Below are 14728 nucleotides of genomic sequence, written 5' to 3' on the forward strand. Positions count from 1 at the left end.
ACGGCTGGATTGCGGCCGGGTCCCGGTGGGGACACGGCAAAGCGGAAAACCGGATCATCACTTGCCCATCGATCTCTTGACGTTGTTCACAAAGGCGGCTTGCCGGTCCTGCGGCATCGCTTCGACGACTGCCATGATCCGCGCCCGGAAATCGGGGTCGGAGACGTAACGCCGGGCGATGACTGCGACACCTTTCTGGCTGCTGGCGAGCAGCTTCAGGTCCACGGCTTCAGACTCGATGGTCTTAGCGCTCAGTCGTGAAAAATAGCTTTCCGCCAGATCGACGCGAAGGCGGGCGATCCATTGTTCGTTTGGGCCGGTCAGTTGCGATTGCCTCAAGGCGGCATTGAAGTCATCGTTGGCAAGCAGGCGAACGGATGCGGCGGCGCGCACGAGCCAGGCGAAGGAGTCTGTCGGTGTCGTCGCCACGATGTCCGCGGCCCGGGCGGCGCATCTCGACACCACGTCGCGCACTGCCTTGTCGATCATGTCGATGTCGCTGTAGGCCAGCACGATGCGGAAACAGTCCTTCATCACCAGCGCCTTCGAATAGGACGACAGACCGTAGCCGAAGTCCTCGTCGGCGAAGGCGCCGGGTGTCAGCGCCTGTTCGATGGGTTTGGCGGTAAACGGCGCCAGTTCGCGCCGCAGCCCGTAGCCGCTCGCTGCCGCAATCAGCAGGCAGCATACCATCGCGATCCATTTGCGCTGCCTTACCATGATGTGCCATCTCTGGCTTTGCTCCGGACCGGATGCTTTTCCAAGCACGTGAAGCCGGATGCTTTCTGAAAATGTCATTCCTACCGCTCGGTTATGATTAGCAGTCCCAAACAGGGCCGAATCGCAGTTCACCGAGGCGCGCGAACGGCTCGGCTTTCGCGCGTCGGCTGTACCGCACCATCTACGGTTGGACGAGGCCCATATTCAAGTTCGTATTTCCAGTATGCTTGTACCCTATATTGCGAGGCCGGACGGTAACAAGGGTAAGTTAAACCTGTCGTTTGGAAGCCCGGCGAAGTTTTTGGAGCGGCCCGGCACAAAAAAGCGCCCGATGGGCGCTTTTCGACGCGTCAAACCCTGTGCCGGTGCACGCTATCAGCTGGCAGGCTCCCCGCCCGGCATCTGGCCGATCGCTGCCGTTGCGGTGCCCGGAGTGCCAGCCCGAAGCGCGGCAGCGACCTGTTCGACGAACGGAGCCGCAGCAGCAGCATCTGTGCTGAGGCCGGCCTGCGCCGAGGCAACGACGTCGCCGAGAGCAACAGAAAGCGCCGGCTGGGAGATTGCGAGCGTACCGACCGCCTTGACCAGCGATAAGATCAAGGCGTCTTTTGCCGGACCGGCCGGCAGAGCGCTGATTTCAGCAGAAAGGCTTTGTGCCTGCCCGACGCAATTGCTCGAGCAGCTTGCAAGAGCGGCAATCGTAGCCGCAGCCGGCGCCGTTTGAGCCTGTGCGAAAGAAAGAGAAGCGCATAGCGCTACAGTCGAGATCAATAAAGATCGCTTAAACATCGATGAGCCCCTTTAAAAATGGATTGGACTTGGGAGTTTCGTTACAAAAATCAAATATACTACCTAACCTAGAAGTTTCCTGCGGTCTCTGTCAAGACGCAACCCGGATAATGAATTGATCCGACAGGGAAACCGCAGTCGAAAGCCGGCAAACTGTGCAGTGCAGCAACAAATATATGCAGTGCGATGCCTTTGATCCTTCCGGATGCACTGCGGGCTTCCTGTCGCCGCAAACGCTTGATGATTTGCGGAAAGTGCGTCGTGTGCAGGCGGCCTCAGGCGCCCGCCATCTCCGCGCGATACCAGTCGACGAAGCGTCTAACGCCTTCCTCCACCGATATGGATGGGGTGAAGCCCGTCAGTGCCGTTAGAAGGTCCGGGGCGGCAAAGGTTCGCGGCACGTCACCCTGCTGCATCGGCAGCATCCTGCGGACCGCCGGCCGGCCCACCGCAGCCTCGACTGTCTCGACGAATCGCATCAGTTCCACCGGCTGCCCGCCGCCGATATTGACGACGCGGAATGGCGCGTGATGCGACAGCGTATCGATGTCGTCAATACGATTGTCCTGCGCCGGCACGACGCCCATCAGCCTGACGATGCCTTCGACGAGGTCGTCGATATAGGTGAAGTCACGGCTCATGCGGCCTTCGCCGTAGATCTCGATCGGCCGGTCGTGAAGGATGCTGTCGACGAATTTGAACAGCGCCATGTCCGGACGCCCCCAGGGCCCGTAGACCGTGAAGAAGCGAAACGCGGTCGTCGGCACCTGGTGGAGATGGGAATAGCTATGGGCCATCAGTTCGGCCGATTTCTTCGTGGCGGCATAGAGCGTCATCGGCTCGTCGGCCCGGTCGGTCTCGGCAAACGGAATCTTCTCGTTGGCGCCGTAGATCGAGGAAGTGGAGGCGAGCAGCAGGTGCCTCGGCCGCACGGCCTTCGCCAGTTCAAGGATGTTCCACGAGCCGGTAAGGTTGGAATCGACATAGGCCTTCGGGTTTTCCAGGCTGTAGCGCACGCCCGCCTGTGCCGCGAGGTGGACGATAACGTCCGGTTCGCCGATCTCGGCTGCCTGCTCCAGCGCGGCCTTGTCCTCGAGCATGCCGATCACCGGCCGGAAGCCGTTCGAGCGCGCCAGGATGGCGTGGCGCCGTTCCTTCAGGCGGACGTCGTAATAGGGCGTCATGCCGTCGAAGCCGGTGACGAAATGGCCCTCGTCGAGCAGCCGCTTGGCCAGGTGAAACCCGATGAAACCTGCCGTCCCTGTGATCAGATAGCGCATGCCGCTCCTTGCCTTCCCTGCAATCGATCGAGATGCCGCCCCTATTGCGGCCGGCCGACGCTCGTATAGCTGAATCCGTGCTTGGTGACTTCGTCGGGGTGGTAGATGTTCCTGAGATCGACAAGCACGGGGTTTTTCATCGACGACTTCAGCCGGTCGAGGTTGAGGGCCCTGAATTCGTTCCATTCGGTGACGATCACGAGCGCATCGGCGTTTTCGGCGGCCTCGTAGGGGCTCTCGGCATAGCCAATGCCGTCGATAACATGCTTCGCGTTTTCCATGCCCTCAGGATCATAGCCGGTAACGATGGCGCCACCGTCGGTCAGCGCCTGGATGATGGCGATCGCCGGGCTGTCGCGCATGTCGTCGGTGTTGGGCTTGAAGGTAAGACCGAGCACGGCGATCTTCTTGCCGCGCACCTCGCCGCCGGCAGCGGCGATCACCTTTCGGCCCATGGCCCGCTTGCGGTTGTCGTTGATGGCGACGGTGGTTTCGATCAGCCGGACCGGGCTGTCGTGGTCCTGCGCCGTCTTGACCAGCGCCAGGGTGTCCTTGGGGAAGCAGGAGCCACCGTAGCCGGGGCCCGCATGCAGGAACTTCGCGCCGATGCGGCCATCAAGGCCGATGCCGCGGGCGACCTCCTGGACATTGGCGCCGACCTTTTCGCACAGGTCGGCCATCTCGTTGATGAAGGTGATCTTCATGGCCAGGAAGGCGTTGCCGGCATATTTTATCAGTTCGGAGGTGCGCCGCGAGGTAAAGAGCAGCGGTGCCTGGTTGAGGTAGAGCGGCCGGTAGACGCCGGTCATGACGCCGCGGGCGCGCTCGTCGTTGAGACCGATGACGATGCGGTCAGGTCGCTTGAAGTCGTCGATCGCCGCACCCTCGCGCAAAAATTCCGGATTGGAGACGACCGCGATGTCGGCATCCGGATTGGTCTCGCGCATGATCCGCTCGACCTCGTCGCCGGTGCCGACCGGAACGGTCGACTTGGTGACGATGACGGTGAAGCCGGTCACATGGGCGGCTATCTCGCGGGCGGCATCGTAGACATAGGAGAGGTCGGCATGGCCGTCGCCGCGCCGCGAAGGCGTGCCGACCGCAATGAAGATCACGTCGCTTTGCGAGACGCTTGCTGCCAGATCGGTGCTGAAGCTGAGGCGCCCCGTCTTGACGTTGTCGGCAACCAGCTGTTCCAGTCCCGGCTCGAAGATCGGAATGCGGCCGGCAACGAGCGCGTCGATCTTGCTTCCATCCTTGTCGATGCAGACCACCTCATGGCCGAAATCCGCAAAACAGACGCCGGAGACAAGCCCGACATAACCGGCGCCGATCATCGTGATTTTCATGACATACTCCAGAATTGCTCAGGCGCATCCATAGTCAAACACGCGCGCCTTGCCAATGGGCGGGATGTTTGGAGACTAGCTGGAGACAATCGTCGAAAATTCGGCATTGCCGCGGATCGTGTTGCTGACCGTGCAGATTTCCTCTTCCGCCGCCCGCGCAATGGCGTTGCGCGTCTCGTCGTCAATGTCGCCCTTGATCGTCAAGACGATGTAGAATGTCTGAATTCGCGAAAGTCCTTCCGTCGCCTTTTCGCCCGTCACTTCCGCGCTGATTTCCACCACCCTGTCGAGAACGCCCCTCTGGCTTGCTGCGATGCGGGCACTCATGGCCAGGCAGGCCGATAGCGACGCGTGAAGCAGGTCGAGCGGATTGAAGCCCGGCTGCGAGGGGCCGGTGACGATGCCGAGTTCGCCCCCGGTTGCTGACGTGACATGCGGAAAGCCGGTCCGGCCGAGAACCGCCGTTGCACCAGTCGGCCGGGATCGTGTCTTCAAGTCCGTCATGTCCTGTTCTTTCATGTGATCGAGGAACTGTGGCCGGCCTCAGCCAGCGATGGCCAGGCGGTCACAAGTGGATCAATAGAATTCCAGCCGGTGGACCGGCGACAAAGCGCATTTCAGGGAGAGAAAATTCCAATCGAAGGAAATTGGTGGAGCTAAGCGGGATCGAACCGCTGACCTCTTGCATGCCATGCAAGCGCTCTCCCAGCTGAGCTATAGCCCCATTTTGGGTCCGGCGATGCCGGTTCCGGGAAGTCCGTCCGGACAGTTCGTCCGGTCGGGTGGCGGCTTCATACTTCTGCTTTCTGCAGATGGCAAGCCGAAAAAGACAACCGGGCAAGTTTTTTCCGCTGAACCCGGAAAATGCGTCCGCATGGCCTGTTGAAAACACCGCGCGAACGCCATTTGCGTGTATTTTGAGAGGTTTAGACCTCGTCGTCGTCGTCCGAGACGCCGATCAGGTCGGACAGGCCGTCTTCGTCTTCGTCGTCCTGCTCGAGGAAGGTGTCATCGTCGTCGCCCTCGATCTCGACATCATCGTCGCCCAGGTCCGGCAGATCGTCGCCGCCGCCTGCTTCGCCGTCGGCATCCTCGAGCGACACGAGTTCGACTTCGGTGTTCTCGGTATCGACTTCCTGGATCTCGTCCTCCTCGGCAGCCTTTTCCAGCACCTTGGCGACGGAGGTTTCTTCGAAGAAGGAGAGGGGATAGGATTTGCCGGTGTAGGGAGAAACGATCGGATCCTTGTTCAGGTCGTAGAACTTACGGCCTGTTTCGGGATCGATGCGCTTTGTTCCAAGTTCCGCTTTTGCCACAGTCAAAGCCTCTTGAATGGCCGGGGTTACCGGCATTTGCCGGAATACCGGCGTTGAACGTGAAATGAATTAGCCGGTCCCCATAATCGTCTTGGCCTGATCTGTCAAAGCCTAACTTTCCGGATTCCGGAGCCGATGACCGACGCGGGCACGCCATGGTGTCTGTAGAAACGCTCGAAATTAGGCTGCCGATTCGAATGGCACGGGAACATCGAGGGCAACGAGCGCCCGCGCGTGGCATTCTCCGCGGCTTTCCGCTAACAAGGCGCACGACGACAACCGCATTGCAAGGACGTTTTCATGATCATCGCCATCGACGGACCCGCGGCGGCCGGCAAGGGAACCTTGTCGCGCCGGATCGCCGAGGAATACGGTTTCCACCACCTCGACACCGGCCTGACCTATCGCGCCACCGCCAAGGCCCTCATCGATGCGGGCCTGCCGCTCGATGACGAACTGCTGGCTGAGGAGATGGCGCGCGAGGTGGAGCTTGCGGGGCTTGATCGTGCCGTCCTCTCGGCCCATTCGGTCGGCGAGGCGGCGTCGAAGATCGCGGTGATGCCGCTTGTCCGCCAGGCGCTGGTCGAGGCGCAGCGTGCCTTTTCGAAGCGCGCGCCGGGAACGGTGCTCGACGGCCGCGACATCGGCACGGTCGTCTGCCCGGATGCGCCGGTGAAGCTCTATGTCACGGCATCCCCTGAAGTCAGGGCGCGCCGCCGCTTCGACGAGATCGTGGCAAACGGCATTCCGGCCGATTATCTGGAGATCCTGGCAGATATCGTCAAGCGTGACGAGCGCGACATGGGCCGCGCCGACAGCCCGCTTCGACCGGCCGAAGACGCGCACTTGCTAGATACGTCCGAAATGAGTATAGAGGCCGCATTCTTGGCGGCGAAGAGCATCATCGATGCCGCATTGAAGCACTAAGCAGGTTCGGAAAAGTGTATCACGCCGATCAAAGCCTGCGACGAGATAAAAAGCTCGGCAAATGATGCGTTGGCTTGCCAACGCAAGTTTGCTTGGTCCGAGACACCATCCCCGCGCCGGATTTGCTCCTCATCTGAATGGGAGCGGATGGTTTTCGGACAGGTTCAACACCAACCCCCGGCGCCTGTGCCCATATGAGGGCACATCAGGAGTATTCATGTCTCAAGCTAACCCCACCCGCGACGATTTCGCCGCGCTGCTGCAGGAATCCTTTGCCACGCAGGATCTTGCCGAAGGCTACGTCACCAAGGGTATTGTCACGGCCATCGAGAAGGACGTCGCGATCGTCGACGTCGGTCTGAAGGTCGAAGGCCGCATCGCTCTCAAGGAATTCGGCGCCAAGGCCAAGGACGGCACGCTGAAGGTCGGCGATGAAGTCGAAGTTTACGTCGAGCGCATCGAAAACGCGCTGGGCGAAGCTGTACTGTCGCGCGAGAAGGCTCGCCGCGAAGAAAGCTGGGTCCGCCTCGAAGTCAAGTTCGAAGCCGGCGAACGCGTCGAGGGCGTCATTTTCAACCAGGTCAAGGGTGGCTTCACCGTCGATCTGGATGGTGCCGTTGCCTTCCTGCCGCGCTCCCAGGTCGACATCCGTCCGATCCGCGACGTCACGCCGCTGATGCACAACCCGCAGCCCTTCGAAATCCTCAAGATGGACAAGCGCCGTGGCAACATCGTCGTGTCGCGTCGTACGGTTCTTGAAGAATCGCGCGCCGAGCAGCGTTCGGAAATCGTCCAGAACCTCGAAGAAGGCCAGGTTGTTGACGGCGTCGTCAAGAACATCACCGACTACGGTGCGTTCGTTGACCTCGGCGGCATCGACGGCCTGCTGCACGTAACCGACATGGCATGGCGCCGCGTCAACCATCCGTCGGAAATCCTGAACATCGGCCAGCAGGTCAAGGTTCAGATCATCCGTATCAACCAGGAAACCCACCGCATCTCGCTCGGCATGAAGCAGCTCGAGTCGGATCCGTGGGATGGCATCGGTGCCAAGTACCCGGTCGGCAAAAAGATCTCCGGTACCGTCACCAACATCACGGACTACGGTGCATTCGTAGAGCTGGAGCCGGGCATCGAAGGCCTGATCCACATCTCCGAAATGTCCTGGACCAAGAAGAACGTACATCCCGGCAAGATCCTGTCCACGACGCAGGAAGTTGACGTTGTCGTTCTCGAAGTCGACCCGACCAAGCGCCGCATCTCGCTCGGCCTCAAGCAGACGCTCGAGAACCCGTGGCAGGCCTTCGCGCACAGCCATCCGGCTGGCACGGAAGTTGAAGGCGAAGTCAAGAACAAGACCGAATTCGGCCTGTTCATCGGTCTCGACGGCGACGTCGACGGCATGGTGCACCTGTCCGACCTCGACTGGAACCGTCCGGGCGAGCAGGTCATCGAGGAATACAACAAGGGCGACGTCGTCAAGGCTGTCGTTCTCGATGTGGACGTCGAAAAGGAGCGCATCTCGCTCGGCATCAAGCAGCTCGGCAAGGATGCGGTCGGCGACGCCGCTGCTTCCGGCGATCTGCGCAAGAACGCCGTCGTCTCGTGCGAAGTCATCGCCATCAACGACGGTGGCATCGAAGTGAAGCTCGTCAACCACGAAGACCTCACCTCGTTCATCCGCCGTGCCGATCTGTCGCGTGACCGCGACGAGCAGCGTCCGGAGCGTTTCTCCGTTGGTCAGGTTGTCGACGCCCGCGTCACCAACTTCTCCAAGAAGGACCGCAAGGTCATGCTGTCGATCAAGGCGCTTGAAATCGCTGAAGAGAAGGAAGCCGTCGCACAGTTCGGTTCGTCCGATAGCGGCGCTTCGCTCGGCGACATCCTCGGTGCGGCTCTGAAGAACCGCTCGGGCGAATAAGCCTTAGGCCTTACGAATAAGAAGCCCGCGGGAAGCGGTTTCCGCGGGCTTTTTTTGTGTCCTTGCCGGGCGGCGCCGGCTGCTTCGGCTAGCCCAGTCCGCCCATGCGCTGGTAGAAATCGTAGGCATCGGCGGTTTCCGTCTCGTCCTCGTCGCCGGCGGCCGCCTCGTCCTCGGCAGCCTGGTCGTCGGCTTCTCCGCGCTCGTCCCGCTGTTCGTCATCGGCAGGCCGCTCCTCTTCCGCCTCCAGGCTCCGCGTCTCGGCGGTCTTTGCCGGCAGATAGGGAATCATGGCGAAGGGGATGGCGTCGCGTGCAATGCCCGTTTCCGGCTGGCGGGGCATCTGGGCCTCCTGCGCGCCTTCCTGGGGGCCGGATGCATGGGCCGGACGGCGCGCCGCCTTCTCCTCTGCCGCATCCAGCAGCGCACTCCAGGTGTCGGCTTCAAGTCCGGGCGGTTCGGCCTGCTCGGCCAAGGCGCCGGTGGTCGGCGCGGTATCCGGCGGCAATTCGAGGTCGTCCTCCGTCTGAAGCTGTGCAAACAGCGTCTCGGCACTCATATCGGCTGTCTCGCCTGCCAGCGTGGCAAAAAGCGTGTCCGTGCCTGCCGATCCTTCCGGCGGCGGCAGGCCGGCATCGATCAGCGTCTGCAGGGTCTCGACCAGTGTCTCTTCCGACTGCAACGTCTCGAATTCGAATTCCGCAATTTGCCCCTCGGCTGCGGGCGCAAAGGATCGTGGCAACGGTTCTGCATGCAGCTCCCATTCACCGAGGTCGTGGCCTTTGAAACCCTCGACCTCGCCGCGGTGCGCCAGCATGTCGCCGGGTCCGGCGGTTTCCGTCTCGACCTCCGGTTCAGCGGCGGTCGCAGGAAGGGGATCAGCTGGCACCGAAGCGGTCTGCCGTGGAACGGAACCGGTTTGGGAAGCCGCAGAGTTCTCGTCTGCTGCCGGTCCCGCTGCGCTCTCCCGCTCGGCCTCTGCAATGTAGGATCGAGCGTGGGTCGGCTCTTCCGACAGCTCGATCTGACCTGTTTGCTGTGAAAGATCAAATCCCAGTTCCTGCTCCAGATCGGCTGTTGTCCGGCTATCGATGTCGCCCGTGGCAATGGCAGCCACCAGCGACAGCGCCTCCGGATCCGCGGCGAGAAAGGCAGCGGCAGCCCGCAGCAAGGGGATCGTCTCGGAATCTGCCTTGGCGTGGGACGGTGTGCCAGCGGACGTCGTATCGCTGCCCGCCGGTACCAGGGCCTCGTCTTCGTCGCCGAAGGCTTTCTTCAGGGCTGCCTGCAGCAGGCCTGGATCGGCCCCTGTCGCCGGTGCGGCAAACTGCGGCTGCATCGCCGGCAGCGCTGTCGGGCGACCTTGCACGATCTCCCGCGGGACGGTCCCTGTCCCCGCCGGCCTGCCCCCCGGCTGGCTCGTCGCCGGCTGCGCCGCCGGGGTGAAAAATTCGTCCAGCGCGTCGATGATCGAAGGTCCCTTCAGTGCCTCCGCGAGAATCCGGATCGACATGGCGAGATTACGCTGCCCGAGCTGCTTTTCCAGCGTCAGCCGGGCGGCCGGTGGCAGCGTATCGAGAAAGACCGCCAGCCGCCTGGTGAAGTCACGCAGGGTTTCCTGCGGCAGCGGCGGAAAATTCAGGGCTTTTGCCAGCGTGTCCAGCAACCGGATCAATGCTTCCTTTTGCAGCGATTCGCTGCCGACGACGTGTCGGTTCAGCGTCTCCACGATCTTGAGGACGGCTTCCGACTGGCTTCCCGAAATCCTCACCGGTTCGACATGCGTGCGCTCTTTCGGCGTAGCGGTCTCCACCACGGCGGCTGCCGGCGTGAGCGCGGCGGATGTCTTGACCGTGAGAATGGGCGTCAGCATCGCAATCTCCGTCAGGTTCGGGTCGAGGTCAAAAGCATCGTTCTGTTGGCGGCACACCGGCTATCGAGCCGGATAAGTCGCATGCGGGTGTCGAGGGGGAAGGGCGCTTCATGCGCATGCCCGACGGCTCGTTCACGGCCATACCAGACTGCGGCGGCTGCTGCCAAACCACGAATGGTTGAGCATTTCAGGTTCAATGTTAGGGCAGAATGATTGACAGAATATTAACCATACTGCGCGGCGCGAGGTGCTGGAGCAGGCGGCTTGCTTTGACCTTGCTGCGTGTTGTGGGGTCGCGTACATCTCTGCCGCCGCGCGCCGTCGGTGGGGCCGCGGACTGGACCTGGGGGGAATGCGATGAATGCGGCCAATCTGATCCTCAATACCGACAGCTACAAGTTCAGCCATTTCCTGCAATATCCGCCCGGCACAAGCGCAATCTCCGCCTATATCGAAGCGCGCGGCCATCAGGATCATGCCGACGTCCTGTTCTTCGGCCTGCAGATGTTCTTGAAGGAATATCTCGGCAAGCCGGTGACGCGGGCCGATATCGACGAAGCCGAGGCGATCGTCACGGCCCACGGCCTGCCGTTTAATCGCGCCGGCTGGACGCGCATCGTCGAACAGTTCGGCGGCTACCTGCCGCTGGAGATCCAGGCCCTGCCGGAAGGGACGCTCGTTCGCCGCGGCGTGCCGATGGTGCAGGTGGTCAATACCGATCCGCACTCCTTCTGGCTGACCTCCCACATCGAGACGGCGCTGTTGCGCGCCGTCTGGTATCCGTCCTCCGTCGCCAGCAATGCCCGCAAGGTCAAGCGGATCATCCGCCCGATGCTCGAAAAGACCAGCGACAATCCGGAAGCGGTGTTGCCGTCCCGGCTGCATGATTTTGGCGCCCGCGGCGTCGGCGCTTTCGAGCAGGCGGGCATCGGCGGCGCAGCCCACCTCGTCAACTTCACGGTGACCGATACCGTAACCGGCGTGCTCTATGCCCGGCGGTACTACGGCGCCGAGATGGCCGGCTTGTCCATTCCGGCCTCCGAGCACTCGACCATGACCGCCTGGGGTATCGGCCGCGAGGCGGATGCCTATGCCAACATGATCGACCGCTTTGCCGGTGGCGGCATGGTGGCGGTTGTCTCCGACAGCTACGATATCAATTACGCGGTCTCGGAAATCTGGGGCGAGCAGCTGCGCGAGAAGGTCAGGGCCAGCGGCGGCACGGTGGTCGTCCGGCCCGACAGTGGCGACCCCATTGAAACGCCGGTCCATGTCATCAAGCAACTGGACTATCATTTTGGTTCGACGCTGAACGCCAAGGGCTACAAGGTCCTCGACAAGTCTGTGCGCGTGATCCAGGGCGACGGTGTTTCCATTGCCGATATCGGTCAGATCCTCGGGCGGCTGGAAGCCTTCGGTTTCTCGGCTGAGAACATCGCCTTCGGAATGGGTGGCGGCCTGCTGCAGAAGGTCAGCCGCGACACCTATTCCTTCGCCATGAAGACCAATGCGCGGCTGGACGATGCCGGCAGATGGCACGATGTCTATAAGCGTCCGGCGACCATGAACGTCAAGGCCTCCAAGGCCGGCCGCCAGGCGGTGGTCAGCGGTCCGGGCGGTCTGGAGGCGGCGCGCCTCGATGAACTCAAGGGTCGACGCAACCATCTGGAGCCGGTCTGGAAGGATGGCGAGCTTCTGAGGGACTGGAGCTTCGCGGAAATTCGCGAGCGCGCCAAATAGACGCTTGCAGCATCGGCGCTCTCGTCCCATCCTTGCGCCGATTTATACGGGAGCCTTGAGATGACTGTCCGTCCGCCCCAATCCCTGTCGCCGTCCTTCACGCGAGATTCCGGCCTCAATCTCCTGGAATACGAGCTGATGTCCGAACGGGCCGATGCGCTCGGGCGGCACGGCCTGAAGGTGGAAAAGGCGATCGCGGCCCTCAGCGTGCTTGGGGATGCGGCAACGACGCCGGACAGGCGAGAGCAGTTGCTGAACGATGCGGCCGATGCCGTCTGGGCGTTCTTCATCCAGCGCGAGATCTGCGGTCTGCGCTCGAACCGAGATGCCGTCCAGCGCTACGGAATCCCCAAGGAAGTGATGGCGCGGCTCGGGATCATTCGCAAGGCCTGATCAGGCGGGCCTCCTGCCTTCGCACGGTCTTCGATCGGCGGCATCAGCTATGCGCGAAAATGTCGGTTTCGTCCCAGCCGAGGAGGTCGAGCTTGGCGCGCGTCGGCAGGAAGGCGAAGCAGGCGTCGGCATGATCCATCCGGCCATCGCGGATCAGCCGTGCCGTCAGCTTGTCGCGCAGCGCATGCAGGTGCAGCACGTCGGAGGCGGCATATTCCAGCTGCGCCGGTGTCAGCGTCTCGGCCGCCCAGTCGGAGGACTGCTGCTGCTTGGAGATATCGACCTCGAGCAGTTCCTTGAGATTGTCTTTCAGGCCGTGGCGGTCGGTATAGGTCCGCGTCAGGCGGGAGGCGATCTTAGTGCAGAACACCGGCGTCGTCGTGACGCCAAAGGTGTGGAACAGCACCGCGATGTCGAAACGGCCGAAATGGAAGATCTTCTGGCGGGCCGGGTCTTCCAGCATGGCCACGAGGTTTGGCGCCTCTCTCTGGCCGCTGGCGATCTGGATCACGTCGGCGGTGCCGTCGCCCGGCGAAAGCTGCACGACGCACAGCCGGTCGCGGCGCGGAATGAGGCCGAGCGTTTCGGTATCGATGGCTATCGCGCCCTTGTAGCGGGCCGCGTCGTCGGCCGAGATGTCACCTGCGTGAAGCCGTATTGTATTTGCCATTTCAATCCCCACATCAGCCGGACAGGGTGTCGCGCGTCGTCCAAGTTGTTGGCCTATAGCGCAACTTCTCTGAAAGCGATACCTTCTCCTTCTGCCGTGACAGCCGGATAGCCGTTGCCGGCCCCAAATGCGATCATCTCATGAAAGCGCTTCGAACCGTCACCTTTTCTCTCGTGCTGTGGGCAGCTTCGATGCCGTTCGGTGCGACCGTGTCGGCTGATCCGTTCCGGCAGCCGGTGCAGGCCTATACGGATCTCCCGGGCGTCAAGACGCCTGAGGCCGTGGAGCAGGAAAACGCGGTGAGTTGCCAGCAGGTGCGCATACGGCGCAGCCCCGGCCTCAACTCGGGCTATGCGACCGCTAATTTCTGCCGGCGCGGCAATGGACCGGTCTTCCAGTCCGGCCGGCTGCCGCCGTCGATCATACGGCAATTGCGCGGCTTCACCTACTGACCGTCGGCGCGCTTGCAAATTGCCGGGGCGACAATACAACTTGCTGCATCGAGGCTTGCCGGCCTTTCCGGGGCTGGCCTGGGAGAGACATCATGGCTGAACCGCACCGACCCCTGGTCATCTGCGCGCCGGAGCCGCGCACGCTCGACCTGATCTTCACGCCGCAGGCTCTGGCACGGCTCAAGGCGAAATACCGGATCGTCGAGGCCGATCAGGAGAACATCGCCGGTCTGGGTGACGATGTGCTCGGGGAATGCCGCTACATCATCGGCCAGCCGCCGCTCAGCCCCGAAACGCTTGCGCGCCTCGCTGCGCTGCGCTGCATCCTCAACGTCGAAAGCAACCTGATCAACAACATGCCTTATGAGGTTCTGTTCGCCCGCGGCATTCATGTGGTGACGACCGGCCAGGTCTTTGCCGAGCCGGTTGCGGAACTCGGCCTTGCCATGGCGCTGAACATCGCCCGCGGCATCGTCGATGCGGATGTCGATTTCCGGGAGGGCAGGGAACTCTGGGGCGGCGAGGGCAACGCCAGGGCGCGGCTTCTCTCCGGTGCCGCCGTCGGCATTATCGGCTTCGGCGATCTCGGCAAGGCTCTGAACCGGGTCCTAGGCGGCTTCCGCACTAAGACCCGCGTCTACGATCCGTGGATGCCGGCCTCGATCCTGATCGACCACGGCGTCCAGCCGTCGAGCCTTAAGGAGGTGCTGAGCGAAAGCGACTTCGTCTTCGTCGTTGCGGCCGCCACCAGCGAGAACCAGCATTTCCTCGGTGCCGACGCCTTTGCCAGCATGCGGCCCGGCGCCGCCTTCATCCTGCTCAGCCGTGCCAATGTGGTGGATTTCGATGCGCTGATGGCGGCGGTGGCAAGCGGCCATATCGTTGCGGCAAGCGATGTCTTTCCGGAGGAGCCTTTACCGCTCGACCATCCCGTTCGAAATCTCAAGGGTTTCCTGCGTTCCGCCCACCGGGCCGGCGCGCTCGACAGTGCCTTCAAGAAAATGGGCGATATGGTACTGGAGGACATGGACCTGATGGACCGCAGCCTGCCGCCGATGCGCTGCAAGCGGGCGGAGCGCGAGACGGTGTCGCGCATGCGCTCCAAACCTGTCACCGTCAACTGAGATTGGCGGCCGGCGGGTGGTTTTATAACTCAACCGTACTTTCAAAGAACAGACGGCATAGGCCCTCCCTTGCGAAGGACGAGTCTACCGCAGTTGGGTAAAGCGGGGAAATTGAGCGGGCAAGGAGGCGGGCATGCGGTGATCAATACGGCAGTGCTTGGCTGACCGCCGATT

14 protein-coding genes and 1 tRNA gene are annotated in these 14728 nt (G+C 62.2%); 6 read left to right on the plus strand and 9 right to left on the minus strand.

Annotation, left to right across the window (positions count from 1 at the left end):
- Nucleotides 1-57: 57 nt before the first annotated feature.
- The 7 genes from JNB71_RS07885 to JNB71_RS07915 all read right to left on the minus strand — a co-directional run bounded on the left by JNB71_RS07885 (nucleotide 58) and on the right by JNB71_RS07915 (nucleotide 5454).
- Nucleotides 58-798, minus strand: a complete 741-nt coding sequence (locus JNB71_RS07885; protein ID WP_220371301.1) for a hypothetical protein — start codon at nucleotides 796-798, stop codon at nucleotides 58-60.
- A gap of 297 nt (nucleotides 799-1095) precedes the next feature.
- Entirely contained in the window at nucleotides 1096-1320 is a 225-nt protein-coding gene (locus tag JNB71_RS07890; protein WP_220371302.1) for a hypothetical protein, read from the minus strand.
- Nucleotides 1321-1784: 464 nt separating this feature from the next.
- The gene (locus tag JNB71_RS07895; protein WP_220371303.1) at nucleotides 1785-2789 is read right to left on the minus strand and encodes an NAD-dependent epimerase; all 1005 of its coding nucleotides are present in this window, start codon (nucleotides 2787-2789) and stop codon (nucleotides 1785-1787) included.
- A gap of 41 nt (nucleotides 2790-2830) precedes the next feature.
- A complete protein-coding gene (locus tag JNB71_RS07900; protein WP_220371304.1) occupies nucleotides 2831-4138 on the minus strand; it encodes a UDP-glucose dehydrogenase family protein in 1308 nt (435 codons plus the stop codon).
- Between the two features lie 75 nt (nucleotides 4139-4213).
- Nucleotides 4214-4642, minus strand: a complete 429-nt coding sequence (locus JNB71_RS07905; RefSeq protein WP_220371305.1) for an OsmC family protein — start codon at nucleotides 4640-4642, stop codon at nucleotides 4214-4216.
- Nucleotides 4643-4786: 144 nt separating this feature from the next.
- Nucleotides 4787-4862 (minus strand) — tRNA-Ala (locus tag JNB71_RS07910).
- Between the two features lie 202 nt (nucleotides 4863-5064).
- Nucleotides 5065-5454, minus strand: coding sequence for a TIGR02300 family protein (locus JNB71_RS07915; RefSeq protein WP_112853472.1), 390 nt, complete (start codon nucleotides 5452-5454; stop codon nucleotides 5065-5067).
- Between the two features lie 300 nt (nucleotides 5455-5754).
- Between JNB71_RS07915 and cmk the strand changes: the two genes are divergently transcribed.
- Nucleotides 5755-6381 (plus strand): (d)CMP kinase, encoded by a 627-nt coding sequence (cmk, locus tag JNB71_RS07920; protein ID WP_220371306.1) that lies wholly within the window; start codon nucleotides 5755-5757, stop codon nucleotides 6379-6381.
- Between the two features lie 217 nt (nucleotides 6382-6598).
- On the plus strand, nucleotides 6599-8302 hold the full coding sequence (rpsA, locus tag JNB71_RS07925; RefSeq protein WP_018323670.1) for a 30S ribosomal protein S1: 1704 nt from the start codon (nucleotides 6599-6601) through the stop codon (nucleotides 8300-8302).
- A gap of 88 nt (nucleotides 8303-8390) precedes the next feature.
- Here rpsA and JNB71_RS07930 read toward each other — a convergent pair whose 3' ends face one another.
- A complete protein-coding gene (locus JNB71_RS07930; RefSeq protein ID WP_220371307.1) occupies nucleotides 8391-10175 on the minus strand; it encodes a hypothetical protein in 1785 nt (594 codons plus the stop codon).
- A 357-nt stretch (nucleotides 10176-10532) separates the two neighbouring features.
- Here JNB71_RS07930 and JNB71_RS07935 point away from each other — a divergent pair, with 357 nt between their 5' ends.
- A complete protein-coding gene (locus JNB71_RS07935; RefSeq protein ID WP_220371308.1) occupies nucleotides 10533-11915 on the plus strand; it encodes a nicotinate phosphoribosyltransferase in 1383 nt (460 codons plus the stop codon).
- Nucleotides 11916-11975: 60 nt separating this feature from the next.
- Nucleotides 11976-12308, plus strand: coding sequence for a DUF6665 family protein (locus tag JNB71_RS07940; RefSeq protein ID WP_220371309.1), 333 nt, complete (start codon nucleotides 11976-11978; stop codon nucleotides 12306-12308).
- A gap of 43 nt (nucleotides 12309-12351) precedes the next feature.
- Here JNB71_RS07940 and JNB71_RS07945 read toward each other — a convergent pair whose 3' ends face one another.
- Nucleotides 12352-12978 (minus strand): ribonuclease D, encoded by a 627-nt coding sequence (locus JNB71_RS07945; protein ID WP_220371310.1) that lies wholly within the window; start codon nucleotides 12976-12978, stop codon nucleotides 12352-12354.
- Nucleotides 12979-13118: 140 nt separating this feature from the next.
- On the opposite strand from JNB71_RS07945, the gene JNB71_RS07950 reads away from it, so the two are divergent.
- Nucleotides 13119-13430 carry a hypothetical protein gene (locus JNB71_RS07950; RefSeq protein ID WP_220371311.1) on the plus strand — a complete coding sequence of 104 codons (312 nt, stop codon included), beginning with the start codon at nucleotides 13119-13121 and terminating at the stop codon, nucleotides 13428-13430.
- Between the two features lie 92 nt (nucleotides 13431-13522).
- Nucleotides 13523-14554 (plus strand): hydroxyacid dehydrogenase, encoded by a 1032-nt coding sequence (locus tag JNB71_RS07955; protein ID WP_220371312.1) that lies wholly within the window; start codon nucleotides 13523-13525, stop codon nucleotides 14552-14554.
- Nucleotides 14555-14728: the final 174 nt, after the last annotated feature.

The sequence above is a fragment of the Rhizobium herbae genome, assembly GCF_019511375.1.
Lineage (GTDB): Bacteria > Pseudomonadota > Alphaproteobacteria > Rhizobiales > Rhizobiaceae > Pararhizobium > Pararhizobium herbae_A.